The sequence below is a fragment of the Achromobacter deleyi genome, from assembly GCF_902859705.1.
Lineage (GTDB): Bacteria > Pseudomonadota > Gammaproteobacteria > Burkholderiales > Burkholderiaceae_B > Achromobacter > Achromobacter deleyi.
In genome coordinates this window covers 141129-158019 of record NZ_CADIJO010000003.1, presented here as the reverse complement: position 1 = coordinate 158019, position 16891 = coordinate 141129, and the positions used below count along the sequence as shown (strand labels likewise).

General features: G+C 66.6%; 13 protein-coding genes. 6 read left to right on the top strand and 7 right to left on the bottom strand.

Annotation, left to right across the window (positions count from 1 at the left end; genetic code table 11):
• Window positions 1–29: 29 nt before the first annotated feature.
• Window positions 30–1226 carry an efflux RND transporter periplasmic adaptor subunit gene (locus HV798_RS05715; RefSeq protein WP_175191694.1) on the bottom strand — a complete coding sequence of 399 codons (1197 nt, stop codon included), beginning with the start codon at window positions 1224–1226 and terminating at the stop codon, window positions 30–32.
• Window positions 1227–1618: 392 nt separating this feature from the next.
• Here HV798_RS05715 and HV798_RS05710 point away from each other — a divergent pair, with 392 nt between their 5' ends.
• From HV798_RS05710 to HV798_RS05695, 4 genes are all read left to right on the top strand, one after another.
• Window positions 1619–2689, top strand: coding sequence for a LysR family transcriptional regulator (locus tag HV798_RS05710; RefSeq protein WP_025138252.1), 1071 nt, complete (start codon window positions 1619–1621; stop codon window positions 2687–2689).
• A gap of 124 nt (window positions 2690–2813) precedes the next feature.
• Window positions 2814–3923: an AI-2E family transporter gene (locus HV798_RS05705; RefSeq protein WP_175191695.1), complete on the top strand. Its 1110-nt coding sequence runs from the start codon at window positions 2814–2816 to the stop codon at window positions 3921–3923.
• A 239-nt stretch (window positions 3924–4162) separates the two neighbouring features.
• Window positions 4163–4930 carry a phytanoyl-CoA dioxygenase family protein gene (locus HV798_RS05700; RefSeq protein WP_175191696.1) on the top strand — a complete coding sequence of 256 codons (768 nt, stop codon included), beginning with the start codon at window positions 4163–4165 and terminating at the stop codon, window positions 4928–4930.
• A gap of 152 nt (window positions 4931–5082) precedes the next feature.
• Window positions 5083–5910, top strand: coding sequence for an IclR family transcriptional regulator (locus HV798_RS05695; protein ID WP_175191697.1), 828 nt, complete (start codon window positions 5083–5085; stop codon window positions 5908–5910).
• A gap of 911 nt (window positions 5911–6821) precedes the next feature.
• Here the strand turns inward: HV798_RS05695 and dapA are convergent.
• Genes dapA through HV798_RS05670 form a run of 5 tightly spaced genes read right to left on the bottom strand, consistent with a single transcriptional unit; the run spans window position 6822 to window position 13212 of the window.
• Window positions 6822–7724, bottom strand: a complete 903-nt coding sequence (gene dapA, locus HV798_RS05690) for a 4-hydroxy-tetrahydrodipicolinate synthase (protein ID WP_175191698.1) — start codon at window positions 7722–7724, stop codon at window positions 6822–6824.
• 37 nt (window positions 7725–7761) lie between these two features.
• On the bottom strand, window positions 7762–9537 hold the full coding sequence (locus tag HV798_RS05685) for an ABC transporter permease subunit (RefSeq protein ID WP_175191699.1): 1776 nt from the start codon (window positions 9535–9537) through the stop codon (window positions 7762–7764).
• Between the two features lie 4 nt (window positions 9538–9541).
• Window positions 9542–10639 carry an ABC transporter ATP-binding protein gene (locus HV798_RS05680; RefSeq protein WP_175191700.1) on the bottom strand — a complete coding sequence of 366 codons (1098 nt, stop codon included), beginning with the start codon at window positions 10637–10639 and terminating at the stop codon, window positions 9542–9544.
• 22 nt (window positions 10640–10661) lie between these two features.
• Window positions 10662–11744, bottom strand: coding sequence for an ABC transporter substrate-binding protein (locus tag HV798_RS05675; RefSeq protein WP_175191701.1), 1083 nt, complete (start codon window positions 11742–11744; stop codon window positions 10662–10664).
• 43 nt (window positions 11745–11787) lie between these two features.
• The gene (locus HV798_RS05670) at window positions 11788–13212 is read right to left on the bottom strand and encodes an FAD-binding oxidoreductase (protein ID WP_175191702.1); all 1425 of its coding nucleotides are present in this window, start codon (window positions 13210–13212) and stop codon (window positions 11788–11790) included.
• 222 nt (window positions 13213–13434) lie between these two features.
• Between HV798_RS05670 and HV798_RS05665 the strand changes: the two genes are divergently transcribed.
• Both HV798_RS05665 and proC read left to right on the top strand, forming a co-directional pair.
• A complete protein-coding gene (locus tag HV798_RS05665) occupies window positions 13435–14583 on the top strand; it encodes an alpha-hydroxy acid oxidase (protein WP_175191703.1) in 1149 nt (382 codons plus the stop codon).
• A gap of 18 nt (window positions 14584–14601) precedes the next feature.
• On the top strand, window positions 14602–15408 hold the full coding sequence (gene proC, locus HV798_RS05660; protein WP_175191704.1) for a pyrroline-5-carboxylate reductase: 807 nt from the start codon (window positions 14602–14604) through the stop codon (window positions 15406–15408).
• Between the two features lie 10 nt (window positions 15409–15418).
• Here the strand turns inward: proC and HV798_RS05655 are convergent, their stop codons facing one another.
• The gene (locus HV798_RS05655) at window positions 15419–16864 is read right to left on the bottom strand and encodes an MFS transporter (protein WP_175191705.1); all 1446 of its coding nucleotides are present in this window, start codon (window positions 16862–16864) and stop codon (window positions 15419–15421) included.
• Between the last annotated feature and the right edge of the window lie 27 nt (window positions 16865–16891).

Genomic DNA, 16891 nt, shown 5'->3' with positions numbered 1-16891 from the left:
CTCGTTCTGCTTGTCTTGTCACCGGCCGCTTAGTTGGCGTTGGCCGATGCGGTCTTGACCGGGTTGCGCTGGGCCGTGACCATGGGCACCACGGTCGGGCTGACGGCGTCGCCGGGGCGTACGCGCTGCAGGCCGTTGACCACGATGCGGTCGCCAGGGGCCAGGCCGGAATCCACGACCCGCAGGCCTTCCTGGTTGGCGCCCAGCTTGATCTGGCGGTAGTTGGCGTGGTTCTTGTCGTCCAGCACCAGCACGTAGCGCTTGTCCTGGTCGGTGCCGATGGCCTTTTCGTCGATCAGCACGGCGCTGCGCGGATCGCTGCCGCCCAGGCGGATGCGGGCGTACAGGCCGGGCAGGAGCGAACCGTCGGCGTTATCGAACTCGGCGCGCACGCGGATGGTGCCGGACGTGGCGTCCAGGCGGTTGTCCACCGATTGCACGAAGCCGGTGCGCGAATAGCCTTCCTCGTTGGCCAGGCCCAGCTCGACCGGCACCGAGCCGGCCTTGCCATTGCGGGCGGGGTTCACGTACTTCAGGAAGGTCTGCTCATCGACGTCGAACGAGGCGTACATCTTCGAGACCGACACCAGCGTCGTCAGCGGCACCGAGGTGGCGCCGGCGGCGACCACGTTGCCCACCGTGACTTCCGCGCGCGACACGCGGCCGGCGACCGGGGCTTCGATGCGGGTGTAGCCCAGGTTCAGCTTGGCGTAGTCCAGTGCGGCTTGGGCGCCTTGCAAGTTGGCGGCGGCTTCGCGGGCGGCGTTCTGCTTTTCCTCGAAGTCGCGGCGGGCGATGGCGTTGTCGGTCAACAGGCGCTGGCCGCGGGCCAGTTCCGTGGCCGTGTACGAGGCGCGGGCCTTGGCGGCGGTCAGGGCAGCGGCGGCGCGGTCCACTTCGGCCGCGTAAGGGCGCGGGTCGATGGTGAACAGGACGTCGCCCTTCTTGACGATGCTGCCGTCCTGGAAGTGCACGGCGGTCAGGGTGCCGGAGACCAGCGGACGGATGTCCACGCGGTCGATGGCTTCCAGTCGGCCGGAATACCGCTGCCAGTCGACAATGGTCTTGCTGACCACTTCGGCCACTTCGACGGGAGGCGCCGCCGGGGCGCCTTGCGCCTGGGCAGCATTGGCGCCGGCAGGGGCGCGAAACAGGGCGTAGCTACCGCCGGCCGCAATGACGGCCGCGAAAACGACGAGCACAGCAATACGATTACGCGAAACCATGATGTTCCTTGAGGGTGGTGTCGGGGTGAAGCGCACTTGCCGGGGACCGCGAGGGGGGCGGGTGGCGGCGGGGGCGGCATCGCGGCGGGTCTGTCAGTCCTGAAACACCGATGTCATACTGCGGTGCAGCATGCAACACTGTTACGTTTCCCTTGGCTGAGAGTGTCTTTGGGGGACGAGCTCTCGCGTGGTCGGAATCTGAGGATTGACAGGCCCTTTGATGGCGCCGGGCGGCACGGGCACTTCAAGATGGTTTGAATTCTGAGTGTTTTGCCCGAGCGGATAAACATGTGTTGTTCGGCAACACTGTTCGGTAGATTTGTCTAATCCCGGCCGGAAACGCGTTATGCTCCGTACACCCCGACCAACTGCCCTAATAGGACACCGTCGCCATGGACCGTTTTCAGGCTATGCAGGTGTTTGTGCGCGTCGTGGATGCCAATAGCTTCACCCGGGCGGCCGACAGCCTCTCGCTTCCGCGCACCACCGTCACGACCATCATCCAGAATCTCGAACGCCTGCTGGGCGTGCGATTGCTCAACCGCACCACGCGCCGTATCGGCCTGACGCCCGACGGCGCGGGCTATTACCAGCACTGCGTGCGCATTCTGGCCGACGTCGAAGAAACCGAGGCCTGCTTCCAGGAAGCGGCCCTGCGCCTGAAGGGGCGCCTGCGCATCGACGTGCCCACGTGTATCGGGCGGCTGATTCTAATCCCGTCATTGTGTGATTTTCACGACAAATACCCGGACGTCGAGCTGGTGCTCGGCCTGGGCGACCGCCCCGTGGATATGGTGCAAGAGGCCGTGGACTGCGTCATCCGCGCCGGCGACCTCGAAGATTCCAGCCTGGTCGCGCGCCGTATCGGCACCTTGCAGACGGTCACCTGCGCGTCGCCCACCTACGTGGCGCGCCACGGCATGCCGCAGACCATCGAAGACCTGCGCGACCACCACGCGGTGCACTATTTCTCCAGCCGCAGCGGCCGCAATTGCCCCTGGGACTTCAAGATCGACGGCAAGCACCAGGAAGTCGACATGCGCGGCACGGTTGCCGTGAACGAAGCCGGCGCCTACCTGGACTGCGGCCTGAAGGGCTTTGGCCTGATCCAGACGCCGCGCTACATGGCGCTGCCGTATCTGCAATCGGGCGAGCTGATCGAAGTGCTGCCTCAGTGGAAACCCAGCACCACGGCAATCTCGGTGCTGTACCCGCAAAGCCGCCAGTTGTCGCCCAAGGTGCGGGCATTTGCCGACTGGGTCGCCGAATTGTTCGCCAGCTGCCCGCTCTTGAGCGGCCGCGACGAAACCGATCCGGCCGCCGTCAGCTGCGGCGTGTTCCAGCAACGCCAGATCAGCCAGGCCAAGCAGATGGCCGTGGCGGGCGTGGCCGCTGCCAATTCGCCCGAAATGCCCCCGCGCCGCCGCACCGCCCGGGAAGAGGCTGCCGAGTACGCGTTGTAGTCGGCAAAAGCGTCGAAAACGCGGGAAACCCCGTAGTAAATACAGGGCTTGCGTCCCTCGTATTTCGTGAAACGTATGTATAGTCCGACAGTCAAAGCCTAAACGCATTCACTGTCGATCTTCTATGCAGCCTGTACTTCCCGCTTACCTGATCGCCCGTTGGCTTTTGCTCCTCGTCCTGCTGGCGGGGGTGTATTTCCTTAGCGGATTCCTGGTGCCCGCGCTGGCCGCGCTGATCATCGGCCTGGCCAGCTGGCCCCTGTATCGGCGCCTGGTCGACCGCTGCGGCGGCCGCACGATGCTGGCCGCCTCGCTGGCGCTGCTGGTGGTCATCGTGGTGCTGATCGTGCCGCTGTCGCTGGCGCTGTCGTACGCCATCAAGGAAGCCAGCACCTTTTTTGCCTGGGCCATCGCGGCCAATCGGCACGGCGTGGCCGTCCCCGCCTGGATCACCTCGATGCCCGTGGTGGGCGACCGCCTGGGTGAGTATTGGGAAGCCTATATCGGCCAGCCCCACGCGCTGGGCGCGCTGGTCGAAGCCGTCAGCGGCGAACACCTGGGCAACATCTACCGCATGGTGCTGGCCGCCACGGGCAACGTGTTCCAGTTGCTGCTGACCGTATTGTTCATGCTGATCACGCTGTTCTTCGTCTACAAGGACGGCGTGCGCATGGTGGCCCAACTGGACGTGCTGGGCGAACGCATCCTGCCCGCGCGCTGGCAGCGCTTTTCGCGCGTGGTGCCGGCCACGATCAATTCCACCGTCACGGGCATGGGCCTGATCGCGCTGGGCGAAGGCCTGGTGCTGGGCATCGCCTACTGGGTGGCGGGCGTGCCGTCGCCGGTGCTGCTGGGCGTGGTGACCGGATTCATGGCGCTGATCCCGGGCGGTGCACCGCTGTCGTTCACGCTGGTGTCGCTGTACCTGGTGGGCTCGGGCCATGTGGTGGCGGGCATCGCGCTGATGGTCTGGGGCAGCGTCGAGCTTTTCATCGTCGACAAGACGCTGCGTCCGCGCCTGGTGGGCGGCCCGGTCAAGCTGCCGTTCCTGCCGACGTTCTTCGGCCTGGTGGGCGGCGTCAAGACCATGGGCATCGTGGGCCTGTTCGTGGGCCCGGTGCTGATGGCGCTGCTGGTGGCGGTGTGGCGCGAATGGGTGCACCACGAAGAAGTCGAACGCGACACCGCACGCTTGCGGGCCGCCGAGGCCCCCGACAAGACACCGGCGGGTTGACGGCAACCTGAGTCCTTGCGCCGGTTATTCGAACGCGCAGGCACGGGCCTGATTGAATGCCGATCCTCGTAGCGCCGACGGCCGCCTTCTTCCCAGGATTGCGGCCGCATTTCTGATAACGGTCCGGCCCGCACATTTGGTAATCTAGCTCTCCCCGCGCTCGCCGGCGCCTTGCCCGGCACGCGCCTGCCGTGTGCGCAGACGCTTTGCAGCTTACGCCGCGGGGTGTGAGGGTCGAGATGTCCGGGTCACTGCAAGATGAAGAGTTAGCGGTCCTGCGCGAGCAGGGCTTTTTCGTGGCGCGCCAGTTCGTGGACGCGGCGCAGGTCCAGGCGCTGCGCGCGCTGTCCGAACGCCATCTGCACGACCACGTGGCGCCCATCGAATACGAAGCGGATCTGCGCTACCCCGGCGCGCCCGAGTCTCGCACGGCCGAAGGCGGCCTGACGGTGCGGCGCCTGCTCAACGCCTACGCGCGCGACCCGCTCTACGCGCAATGGGCCACGGACCCCCGCATCGGCCAGTCGCTGGCGCGCTATTTCGGCGAAGCGCCGCTGCTGTCGACGGTGCACCACAACTGCGTGATGACGAAGCATCCGGCCTACGGCAGCCTGACGGGCTGGCACCAGGACATCCGCTACTGGTCTTTTTCCGACACGGACCTGGTGTCCTGTTGGCTGGCCCTGGGGCCCGAGATGCGCGAAAACGGCGGCCTGTCGTTCATCCCCGGTTCGCACGCGGCGGCGTTTCAGACGCGGCAATTCGACGACAAGAAATTCTTCCGCGACGACGCGCCGGAAAACGCGGACTGGATCGCACGCGCCGTCTGTCCCGAACTGCAAGCGGGCGACGTGGTGTTCTTCCATTGCCGCACGCTGCACGCCGCCCAAGGCAACCGCAGCGACCGCGTGAAGCTGTCGGTGGTGCATACGTATCACCCGCAATCTTGTCACCCGTTGCCGGGCACGCGTTCGGCCAGCCAGCCGGGGGTGCCGTTGGCAGGGTAGGGCGCGGCGAACCGAGCTATTAAGTCATTGGAATTCGCTATTAATAATTGAATTACAATTAAATAGTGTGCACTTCGCGCGGTCGCTGCCGGCAAGACGGCATCGCGCGCCCCCGGCCCGTGCACGTTCCTTCACTGAATAGGCTGTTTCCCGTGCCCAACCGCAAGCCCGACGATACGGACAAGACGCAGGCAACGACCGAAACCCGGTCCTCGCTATTCGTAGGCTCTACCGAAAAAGCCTTCCAGGTGCTGCACGCATTCGACGGCCCGAAGCGCCACATGACGCTGGCCGACATCGCCCGCGCATCGGGCCTGGACCGCAGTGCAACGCAACGCCTGGTCTACACGCTTGAAACGCTGGGCTATCTGCGCCGCATTCCCGACACGCGCAATTACGGCCTGACGCCGAAGGTGCTGCAATTCTCGTACAACTATGTGCGCGCGAACGAGCTGATCGACAAGGCGTCGCCCTACCTGCTGGACATCAGCCGCACGCTGGGCGAAACGACGAACCTGCAAGAGCTGGACGGCCACGAAATCGTATTCGTGGCCCGCTTCCCCGGCCACCACCTGGTCAACGTGGACATCGCCGTAGGCAGCCGCCTGCCGGCCTATTTCACGGCATCTGGCACGGCCATCCTCTCCCGCCTGTCAGACGAGCAGCGCCGCGAAATCCTGTCCCAAACCCGCCTGGACCCCATCACCCCCTACACAGAGGTGAACCCCGAAAAGCTGCTGGAACGCGCGCAACGCGTGGCCGAGAAGGGTTACGCAATCATCGTGAACGAAACGGTGCTTGGGGATATTTCGGTGGCGGCGCCAGTGATAGACCATCGAGGGTTGGCGGTGGCTGCTATCAATATTTCTGTGCCGACGACGCGGTGGACCGTGGCACGAGTCGAGGCTGAATTGGCGCAGCATGTGCAGGTGGCGGCGACTTCTATTTCGAAGTCTAAGTTTTCGGCTTATTCGCGGTAGTTGTGATCTTCGTAGGTCGCCCGTCGTGCAGGGCTTCGTGGCAGCGGGCGCCCACGATTGCGGTCCGGCGCGCCGGCGCCGGACTTCCCCTTCGTCATCCTCGTACGCCTTCGGCTCCCTACGGATTCCCTCGGGCGCATCGAGGTTGCCCGCCGCCACGAAGCCCTGCACGACGGGCTACGCGCGTCTGGGTTCGTTGCGTCGTTAGACCCGTGTTCAGGGCATGAAATCTACAGGGTCGCCAAGCCGCGGCCGCGCGGGCGGCCACGTTTGGCATTGCGTTGCTGGAAAGTGTTGCTGTGGCGCTTCGCGCTGTTGGAGATTGGTTTTCTAATGGTTCGCAGTCAGGGGGGAGGGGGCGGTGATGGGCGGCGCGAGCAGGCACTGGCTTGCGCATGCTGACTGTCTCGCGCGCCGCCCATCAGGCGCTGCACATTGATGTCAACGCCACGGCATCCGCGCCGCTACAGGCCAACAGCATTTCTGATGCCACCTGCTCCGCTCACACGCAAGAGCGACTTCCTGACACCACCAACACCACTACCTACACGCGAGAGCGTCATCGGCGCCCGCAAGACGCCGCGTAAGCTTCGTAAGGCCGCCCGCGCGGCCGGCACGAAGCGGGCACCGTCCCACCCCGCCCACCCCCCTCTGACCGTGGCTAACATGCCAAGCACACTGACCGCCCCAGGGTCCGCCATTAAGTCGCATCAAGAGCGCGTGGCGGTGTCGGGGTGGGGTGGGCGGGGCGTGTAGATGCGCCCGAGGGAATCCGTAGGGAGCCGAAGGCGGACGAGGATGACGAAGGGGGGGGCCGCCTAGGCAAGTCCGGAGCGAAGGCTCCGGACCGCAATCGTAGCCCCGCCCACCCCACCCCGACACCGTCACGCGCGGCTTAAGAACCCAATTCTTCAAACGCCCTCAAACTCCCTCAACAACGGCTCAACAACCGCCCGCAAAGACGCCTGCAACTCAGCCCCCGGCTCCACCAAAGGATCCAAAACACAAGGAGAATCGACGCCGATAAGATCCATCACAGACTTCATCGGTCCAGGATTCGTCTCCGCGAATGCAAGGTTCATCAGGGGGATCAGGCGGCGGTGCAGCAGCATCGCGGCTTGGGTTTGGCCGGCCGCGGCCAGGTCGTAGACCTGGCGCCAGGCCTTGGGCAGCAGGCTTGCCGTCACCACGATGCCGCCGCGGGCACCGGCGGCCAGGTGGACGGGGAGCAGGGTGTCTTCGCCGCTGAAGACGGCGAACGAATCGTCTACGCCTGCCACCGTGCGCAGGAAGTGGTACATGTCCGTGTTGCAGGCCTTCATCCCGATGATGTTCGGGTGGCGCGACAGCTCGTGCAATACCTCCGGGGCAATCGCGATGCGCGTGCGGTACGGGATTTCGTAGATCATGATCGGCAGCGGCGAGGCGTCTGCGTAGCGCAGGAAATACTCGCGGATGCCGGCTTGCGTCGGCGTCGTGTAGTAGGGCGTCAGCACCATCAGTGCGTCCGCGCCTGCGTCGGCGAATTCCTGGCCGGCTTGCAGTGCATCGTAGAAGCCGGGGTCCAGTACGCCGGGGATCACCGGCACGCGGCCGGCGACGGCGTCTACCGTCAGCTTGCACATGCGGATGCGTTCGGCTCGGGCCAGCGCGCCGTATTCGCCCGTGCCGCCCAGCGGCACGATGCCGTCGATGCCTTGCTTGAGCAGATAGGCGATCAGCGCCTGGGCGGCCGGGGCGTTGATCGTGTCGTCGGCGTTGACCGGGGTGGGAATCGCGGGGAACACGCCGCGCAGTTGGCTTGCATTCAACATGGAATAAGTCCTGATAAAGAGGAAACGGCGCCGCGTGTCAGCCCGCCAGGCTGCGGCGGCGCAGCCGGTCGGCGAGCCAGATCAGCGCGGCGATGAAAATGAACAGGCAGGTGGAGACGGCGGCGATCACTGGCGAGATCTGTAGCGTCACCTCGTCCCAGAACTGCTTGGGCAGGGTGGCGTTCAGGCCACCCGAGGCGAACAGCGCGATCGTCAGCTCGTCGAACGACGTTGCAAACGCGAACAGGAACGACGACATCAGGCCCGCGCTCAGGATCGGGAACGTCACGAATCGCAGCGTCGACCACGGGCCGGCCCCCAGGCTTTGCGCCGCCAGGTCCAGCCGTGTGTCGTAGTTGCGCAGCACCGCCATCATCGTGATCACCACGTACGGCACCGCCACCACCGTATGGGCCAGGATCAGGCCGATCGTCGAACCCACCAGGCCGACGCGGGCGAAGAAATAGAACATGCCCACCGCGATGATCATGCGCGGCACCACGATGGGCGATAGCACGAAGGCCAGCATGGCCGACTTGCCGCGCATGTCCGCGCGCACCAGCAGGAAGGCGGCGGGCGTGCCGATCAGCATGGCCAGCAGGCCGGTGCCCACACCCACGATCAAGGATCGCGTGATCGCCTGCATCCATACCGGCGACGTGAACATCTGTTCGTACCATTGCAGCGAGAAGCCCTTGGGCGGCCAGGTCAGGCCGGAACCCGAATCGAACGACAGCGGGATCATCAGGAACGCGGGCGCGGACAGGAAGGCCAGCACCGCCAGCACGATCCACCACAGCGTGCGGGACTGGCCGGTGCCGGACACCGAGCGGCGCAGGCGCGATGGCAGCAGCGAGAACAGGCGGTCCGATAGCGAAGCCAGCAGGTCCAGCAGCGCTTCGCCTGCGCGGCGCATCAGGCCGGGCTTGCTGGACGTGCGGGGGCGCGATGCGCTGCCGCCGGTCATGGTCGACAGGCCCAGGATCTTGTCGTACAGCGCGAACACCGCCAGCACCACCACCAGCAGCAGCACCGAGACCGCGCCGGCGAATTCCCAGTTCATGGTCTGCTGGACCTGGTCGATGATGATCTGCGTGATCATCGTTTCCTTGCGGCCGCCCAGCAGCGCGGGCGTGATGAAAAAGCCGATCGCGGTGACGAACACCATGATGGCCGCGGCGGCCACGCCGGGCATCGACAGCGGGAAATAAATCTTCCAGAACGCCGTGCCGGGACGCGCGCCCAGGGTCGATGCGGCGCGCGGCAGGTTGCGGTCGATGTTCTCCATGACCGACAGCATCGTCAGCACCGCCAGCGGCATCAGCGCATGCACCATGCCGACCAGCACGCTGCCGAAGTTGTAGAGCAGGTTGGCCGGCGCATCCAGGATACCCAGCGCCTGCAACAGCTGGTTGACCACGCCGTTGCGGCCCAGCAGCACGACCCAGGCGAAGGTGCGCACCAGGAAGCTGGTCCAGAACGACAGCAGCACCCAGAACAGCAGCGACGTCTTGCGCCGGGCCGACAGGCTCGAGATCAGGTAGGCGACCGGGTACCCGGCCACCACCGCAAAGAACGTCGTCCACAGCGAGATCTTCAGCGTGATCAGCAGCACGTTGACGTACACCGACGACTCGAACAGCCGGTGGTACTGGGCCAGCGTGAAGCCCTGGTCGCCGTAGAAGCTGAGCAGCAGCAACTGGCCGACCGGATAGATCAGCAGCACCAGCAGCAGGATCACCAGCGGCGCGGCCATCAGGAAATGGCGCCGGCCCTGGCTCATGCGTTTGCGGGGAGGGGCAAGGGGGCTCATGCCGTCACTCCGCGATGGCGACCGCGTCGGCGGCCTGCCAACTGACCGACAAGGGTTGGCCGATGGCGTATTGCTCGGCCTCGCGGCGGGTGGGGTAGGCCACCACGACCGGGGCGCTGTCGGGTACGCCCGTGTCCAGGTAGAGCTTGGTCAGGCTGCCCGTCACCATCACGTCGAGCAGCTTGCCGGTCAAGGCCGGGCCATTCGGGCCAGGGGCCGCGGCGGGGCCGGCCTGCAGGTTCTGCGGCCGCAGCATCAGCGTGACCTTCTGGCCGACCCGGATGGCGGCGCCATTGGACAGCGCCTGGCCGGTGATGCCCTGGTGGGCGAGCTTGACCGTCAGCGTGTCGCCGTTCACCGCGGTGACTTCACCCGGCAGCAGGTTGGATTCGCCCAGGAAGTCGGCCACGAACAGGGTGCGGGGACGGAAATACAGATCGGCCGGGGTGCCCAGTTGCTCGATCGCGCCGCCGTTCATCAGGCAGATGCGGTCGGACATGGTCATGGCCTCTTCCTGGTCATGCGTCACGTAGACGATGGTCGTGCCGAGTTCGCGGTGGATGCGCTTGATCTCCAGCTGCATCTGGTCGCGCAGCTTCTTGTCCAGCGCGCCCAGCGGCTCGTCCATCAGGATGATCGCGGGGCGGTAGACCATGCAGCGCGCCAGTGCGATGCGCTGCTGCTGGCCGCCGGACAGTTCGCGCGGCAGGCGCGCGCCGACCTGGGGCAGGCGCACCATGTCCAGCGCTTCCTGGGCGCGGCGCTTGGCCTCGGCCGCCGGGACCTTGCGCATCTTCAGCGGAAACGCAATGTTCTCCAGGATGGTCATGTGCGGGAACAGCGCGTAGTTCTGGAACACCATGCCGATATCCCGCTCGTACGGCGCGCCGTGGGTGACGTCATTGCCGTCGATCAGCACGCGGCCTTCGTCTGGCCGGGCCAGGCCGGCGATCAGGCTGAGCAGCGTGGTCTTGCCCGACCCGGACGGGCCCAGCAGGGTCAGGAATTCGCCGCGGGCGACGTCCAGGTGGGTCGGCGCCAGGGCGACGAAGTCGCCATAGCGTTTGCCCAGGCCGGAGATTTGCAGATTGGAAGAAGACATGGTGTTCGGCGTTTGCGGAGATTTACTTCAGGACCCAGCCGTTGAAGCGCTCGAGCACATCGCGCTGCTTGTCCAGCCAGTACGCGGCGTTGATGTGCAGGCCGGTCTTGATGTTGTCGGGGTGGGTGGGGCAGTTGCGTGCGACGTCGGCCTTGATGAAATCAAACGCGGCGGGCTGGGTGACGCCGGCGGCGAAGTATTCGACCAGCGCGGCCTGGCGCTTGGGGTCGGACGCGAACTTGATGAATTCGCGGCAGGCGTCGGCGTTGGGCGTGCCCTTCAGAATCGACCAGTTGTCGCAGCCCCAGATGTTCTGGTCCCACACGATCTGCACGGGGGCGCCGTTGGCGATGGCCGATTGCGCGCGCGAGACCCAGGTGGCGATCATGTCGACTTCGCCGGAACCGAGCATCTGTTCGACCTGCGCGCCGGTGTTCCACCACACATCGACCGACGGCTTGATCTTGTCCAGGCTGGCCAGGGCGCGGTCGATGTCGCAGGGGTAGACCTTGTCGGTGGGCACGCCGTCGGCCATCAGCGCCTCTTCGATGGTGTCGAACGGATGCTTGCGCAGGCCACGGCGGCCGGGGATGTTCTTGACGTCCCAGAAGTCGGCCCACGAGGCCGGTGCGCGGCGGCCCTTGAAGGCGTCGGTGCGGTAGGCCAGCACGGTGGTGTAGACGTTGTTGCCCACGCCGTACGGCGACATGTACTGCTTGGGAATCGTGGCCACGACAGGGTCGGATTCCAGGCCGTGCTTTTCCAGGTAGACCTTGCCGCCTTCGGTCAGCATCAGGATGGCAGGCTGGCTGATCTTGGCCATGTCCCAGGTGTAGTTGCCGGTGTCGACCATGCTGCGGATCTGCGCGGTGGGCTCGGCGTTGGCCTGCACGCCCACCACCTGGATGCCGGTGGCCTCGGTGAACGGCTTGTAGAACACGGCGCCGTAGGCCTTGCTGTAGATGCCGCCGTCATCGCGCACGACGATGCGCTTGGAGGCCGCGCGCGACGGCGTCCAGATCATGGGCATGGCCAGGGCGGCGACGCCGGCGGCGGCGGTCTTGAGCGCGCTGCGGCGCGAGGCGTTGTACGAAGTGCGTTTCATGGAAGGCTCCAGCGGGGCGGGGACGGCGGACGGGAAGGGCGCTTCAGGGCAGCAAGCGGCCGGGATTGAAGAGAGCGGCGGGGTCGAAGCCGGCTTTCAGCGTGCGCATCATGGCCAGCTCGACCGGTGACTTGTAGTGCGCCATTTCGGCCAGCGACGTGCGGCCCACGCCGTGCTCGGCGCTGAAGGTGCCGCCCAGTGCATCGGCGGCATCGTTGACGGCGCGGCGGATGGCGGCGGCCGTGGCGTCGCGCTCGGGCAGCGCGTTCCAGGCGTCGAACGTGAAGAACGGAATGAAGTGCACATTGCCGTCGCCCAGGTGGGCCACGATCAGGATGGGCAGGCCTGGCACCAGGCGATGGACGGCTGCGGTGGCGTCGGCAATGAACTGCGGTACGCACGAAACGGGCACGGCGCTGTCGGTGGTCAGGCCGACGCCGGCCTTCTTGTTGCCTTCGGACACGCTATGGCGCACTTCCCAGAGCGCGGCGCGCTGGTTGTCATTGGTGGCTAGTACGGCGTCGTGCAACAGGCCTTGTTCCGAGGCCTGTTCCAGGATCCGTTGCAGCACGTCCTGCAGTTCGGGGCCGTTGCCGGTGTCCGACAATTCCACCAGCACGTGCCACGGATGTGCGCCGGTCAGCGGATTCTTGCGCCCTGGCACGTGCGCCATGACGATATCCAGCTGGTTGCTGTCGATCATTTCGAAGCCGGACAGGCGCGAAGCGCATTGCTGCTGGAACAGGCCCAGGATGTCCAGCGCGGCCTGCGGATCAGTGGGTGCGAGCCACGCGACGGCGTGGCGGGTCGGCAGCGGATGCAGCTTGAGCACTGCCGCGGTCACGATGCCCAGCGTGCCTTCGGAACCGATGAACAGGTGCTTGAGATCAAAGCCGGTGTTGTTCTTGCGCAGCGCGGTCAGGCCGTTCCAGATCGTGCCGTCGGGCAGCACCACTTCCAGCCCCAGGATGTTGTCGCGCGTGTTGCCGTAGCGCAGCACGCCGGTGCCGCCGGCATTGGTGGCGATGGTGCCGCCGATCTGGCATGAGCCTTCGGCGCCCAGGCTGATGGGGTAGAGGCGACCCGCGTCGGCGGCGGCTTGCTGCACGGTAGCCAGCACGCAGCCGGCTTCGACTTCCATGGAGTTGTTGGCGGGGTCGATGCGGCGGATCTTGCGCAGGCGTCCCAGGTTGACGATGACGGGCGGCGGGCCTGCCGCATCGGGGACAGCGCCGCCGCACAGGCTGGTGTTGCCGCCTTGCGGCAGCACGGGAGTGGAGTAGGCATTGCACAGGCGCACGATGTCGGCCACCTGCTGCGTGGACCCCGGCAGCGCCACGCACAGGGCCGGGCCCTTGTAGCGGCCGCGCCAGTCTTCGGTGTAGCCGGCCATGTCGGCGTCATGGCGCAGGATGGCGTCGGCGCCCAGGGCCTGGGTCAGCGCGTCGAGCAGGGAAGTGCTGGTCATTTCTGTCGTCCCGTGGGGATCGGAAGGGAAGGAAACCCCGATCACGTTGAGACACAGCATACGATTACTTAAATCGCTTTTCGATTTGATTAATCGTATATCAATTGATTTTAGGGTATGTCCTAGGGCGGAAGGTCCGAATGGTGGTTTTTAAAATAATCGAAATACAATCGATACGTTCGATATGTAATTTAAACGGAATCCGGCCAACAAGGAAGAGCCATGCTGCCCAGCGTGATGGATTACCGGACGCAGGCGCGCAAGCGACTGCCCCGGCTGGCGTTTGATTATCTGGAAGGCGGGGCCGAGAACGGCGTCACCCTGCGGCGCAATATCGCCGCCTATGGCGAACTGGAATTCCTGCCGCAGGTCCTGGCGGACGTGACCGGCTGCGCGTTGGGAACCACGGTGCTGGGCGCCACCGCGGCGATGCCCGCGATCGTCGGGCCGACCGGCCTGAACGGCCTGTTCTGGCCGGACGCAGACGTGCATCTGGCGCGCGCCGCCCACCAGGCAGGACTGCCGTTCGTGCTGTCCACCGCATCGACCTCGTTGCTGGAAGAGGTGCGTGCGGCCAGCGCGGGCGAACTGTGGCTGCAGCTCTACGTGCAGCGCGACCGCCGCATTGCCGAACACCTGATGGACCGAGCCTGGGCCAGCGGCTATACCGTGCTGCTGCTGACCGTGGATGTGCCGGTGCATGGCAACCGCGACCACGACAAGCGCAACGGCTTCAAGCTGCCGCTGCGCCCGTCCGCCCGCCTGCTGCTGGACCTGGCGGCGCACCCCGGCTGGTGCTGGCGCATGCTGCGTGGCGGCGGCCCGCAATTGAAGAACCTGGCCGTCAGTTCCAACGCACGCGAAGACATCACCGAACAGGCGTCTGCGCTGAGCCGGCAGATGGATATGGCATTGACCTGGGACGACATCGATTGGCTGCGCCGTAAATGGCGGGGGCGTATCGTCGTCAAGGGCATCCAGACGCTGACCGATGCGAGTCGTGCCCGGGCCCGCGGGGTGGACGGCATCGTGCTGTCCAACCATGGCGGCCGGCAACTGGAAAGCGCGCCCTGCGTGCTGGAGGCCCTGCCCGAGGTGGCAGCCGAACTCGGGCAGTCGATCGAAATCCTGGTGGACGGCGGCGTGCGGCGCGGCAGCGACATCGCCAAGGCGGCGGCGCTGGGCGCGCGTGCCGTGTTGCTGGGCCGGGCGCCGTTGTACGGGCTGGCTGGGCGCGGGCCGCGCGGCGCGGGCGAGGTGCTGGCGATTCTGCGCGCCGAGCTGGAAAACACGTTAAGGCTGCTGGGCCGTGATCACATCGGTGCGCTGGACGGCGCTGCGGTGCGCCGGCGCCGGGCCATTTTCGATTGACCTGAGGAACGGAACATCATGCGCGAAAAAATGGTTTTCATCGGCGGCGGCAACATGGCCAGCGCCATCATCGACGGCTTGCTCGGACAAGGCCGCAAGCTCACCGACTTCCTGGTGGTGGAACCCTACGAGCCCACCCGCGCCAGCCTGCTGGCGCGCGGCCTGGCGTGCCGCGAAAGCGTCGGCCCCGAACTGGCCGACGCGGCGTTGTGCGTGCTGGCAACCAAGCCCCAGGGTTTGCGTGAAGCCTGCGCGCAGGTTCAGGCGCACTTGCCGGCGCACGCCACGGTGGTCAGCATCGCGGCCGGCGTGAACCTGGCTTCGCTGTCGCAATGGCTGGGGGGCCACACGCGCATCGTTCGCGCGATGCCCAACACGCCCGCCAAGGTGGGGTTGGGCATGACGGGCCTGTACGCCACCGCGGCTTGCGAAGCGGCGCAGCGCGACCACGTGGACAGCCTCTTTGCGGCGGTGGGCGAACGCATCTGGGTCGACACCGAAGCCATGATCGACGCGGTCACCGCCGTGACCGGCAGCGGCCCGGGCTACGTGTTCTATTTCATGGCGGCGCTGGAAAAGGCAGCGAGGGAATTGGGCTTTGGCGCGGCCGATGCGCGGCGCCTGGCGGTGGCGGCGTTTCGCGGCGCGGCCGAACTGGCCGCGGGCGACGATGCGGCGCTGACCGAGTTGCAGGACCGCGTGACGTCCAAGGGCGGCACCACCTACGCCGCGCTGACGCACCTGCGCGAGGCCGGCGTGGCGCAGGCCATCACCGAGGCGGCCTTGAAGGCCGAGCAACGCGCGCGGGAATTGTCGGCGGGGTAGGTCGACGGGGTCAGCGCTGGCGGCCCAGCCACGTCAACAGCAACACCGATGCTGCGATGGCGGCCACGTTGAATTGCATGGCGCTGGCGAACGCGTGCGCATAGCGATCGCCGACCGCAGCATCGGCATACGCATCCAGCGCGCCGCTGAACAGCATGCCTGCTGCGGATACGCCCAAGGCCGCGCCCACCTGCTGCAAGGTCGCGACCACGCCGGCGGCCATGCCGGCGTGGCGGTCTTCGACCAAGCCCAGCGCCATGTTCACCAGCGGCGTGTTCACCGCGCCTTGCGCCGCACCGAGCCACACCAGCGCGGGCACCAGCGACCAGGGCGCCAGTGCGCCGCCCGCCGCATCCACCTGCAGCATCAACGCCGCCGTCGCGCCGCCATACAGCACCGCCGCCACCAGGATCGCGCGTGTGCTGAAGCGCGCCACCAGCCGCGGCGCCGCCATCGAGCCGGCCACGAAGCCCACGCTGGCCGGTGCGAACACCGTGCCCGCCGTCAGCGCGTCCACGCCCAGGCCGGTCTGCAAGAGCAGGGCGTAGCAAAGGAACATGGCGCTGGCGGTGGAAAACACCAGCGTCACCAGCAGGCAGCCCGCCGCAAAGCGCGGTTGCGTCAGCAAGGCCATGTCCACCAGCGGCGTGCGGCCTGCGGCAGCGGCGCGGCGCTGCAATTGCGTGAACCACGCCAGCAATGCGATCGACGCGACACCCGCGGCCCAGGTCCACACGGGCCAATGGCGCGCGGGGCCTTCGACCAGCGCCAGCAACAGCAAGCCCAGGCCCAGGCCGACCAGCGCGGAACCCGGCCAGTCCATGCTGGCGCCCGCGGCATCGCGCGATTCGGGGATGTGGCGGGCGAGCCGCCACGCGATCAATCCCAGTGGGACGTTGACCAGGAAGATGGTGCGCCAGGCCAGCCCGAACCAATCGGCGTGCACGATCCAGCCGCCCAGCACCTGGCCTGCAATGGCGGCCAGCCCCAGCGTCATGCCGAGCAGGCCGAAGGCGCGGCGGCGCGCATGGCCGTCGTAGCTGACGCGGATCAGCGCATAGACCTGCGGAAACAGCATCGCCGCGGCCGCGCCTTGCAGCACGCGCGCGGCGATCAGCGCGTTGGCGTCCGGCGCCAGGCCGCACAGGGCAGACGCCACTGCAAAGCCCGCCATGCCCAGCATGAACAGGCGTCGTCGGCCGTGGCGGTCGCCCAGCCGGCTGCCCGCGATCAGCAGCACGCCATAGGCCAGCTCGTAGGCCACGATGATGAAATTGATCTGCGCGAAGCTGGCGTCCAGCGTGGCCTGCATGCTGGGAATGGCGACGTTGACCACGAACAGGTCGAAGATCGTGATGAAGCCGCCGGACAGCAGCACGGCCAGGCCGAGCGGACCTGGCGTGGCGGGCGTCGAGGCGGGGGCGGGGCAGGCAGCGGGCAGGGCGTTGGAAGACATGGATTGGCCGGTAGAAAGACGATTGGC

Bases quoted from the DNA above. Each gene is read 5' to 3' on its own strand.
- dapA (WP_175191698.1), bottom strand. From the start codon at position 7,724: ATGTTGAATGCAAGCCAACTGCGCGGCGTGTTCCCCGCGATTCCCACC.
- proC (WP_175191704.1), top strand. From the start codon at position 14,602: ATGCGCGAAAAAATGGTTTTCATCGGCGGCGGCAACATGGCCAGCGCC.
- HV798_RS05680 (WP_175191700.1), bottom strand. From the start codon at position 10,639: ATGTCTTCTTCCAATCTGCAAATCTCCGGCCTGGGCAAACGCTATGGC.
- HV798_RS05665 (WP_175191703.1), top strand. From the start codon at position 13,435: ATGCTGCCCAGCGTGATGGATTACCGGACGCAGGCGCGCAAGCGACTG.
- HV798_RS05670 (WP_175191702.1), bottom strand. From the start codon at position 13,212: ATGACCAGCACTTCCCTGCTCGACGCGCTGACCCAGGCCCTGGGCGCC.
- HV798_RS05700 (WP_175191696.1), top strand. From the start codon at position 4,163: ATGTCCGGGTCACTGCAAGATGAAGAGTTAGCGGTCCTGCGCGAGCAG.
- HV798_RS05675 (WP_175191701.1), bottom strand. From the start codon at position 11,744: ATGAAACGCACTTCGTACAACGCCTCGCGCCGCAGCGCGCTCAAGACC.
- HV798_RS05685 (WP_175191699.1), bottom strand. From the start codon at position 9,537: ATGAGCCCCCTTGCCCCTCCCCGCAAACGCATGAGCCAGGGCCGGCGC.
- HV798_RS05705 (WP_175191695.1), top strand. From the start codon at position 2,814: ATGCAGCCTGTACTTCCCGCTTACCTGATCGCCCGTTGGCTTTTGCTC.
- HV798_RS05715 (WP_175191694.1), bottom strand. From the start codon at position 1,226: ATGGTTTCGCGTAATCGTATTGCTGTGCTCGTCGTTTTCGCGGCCGTC.
- HV798_RS05655 (WP_175191705.1), bottom strand. From the start codon at position 16,864: ATGTCTTCCAACGCCCTGCCCGCTGCCTGCCCCGCCCCCGCCTCGACG.
- HV798_RS05710 (WP_025138252.1), top strand. From the start codon at position 1,619: ATGGACCGTTTTCAGGCTATGCAGGTGTTTGTGCGCGTCGTGGATGCC.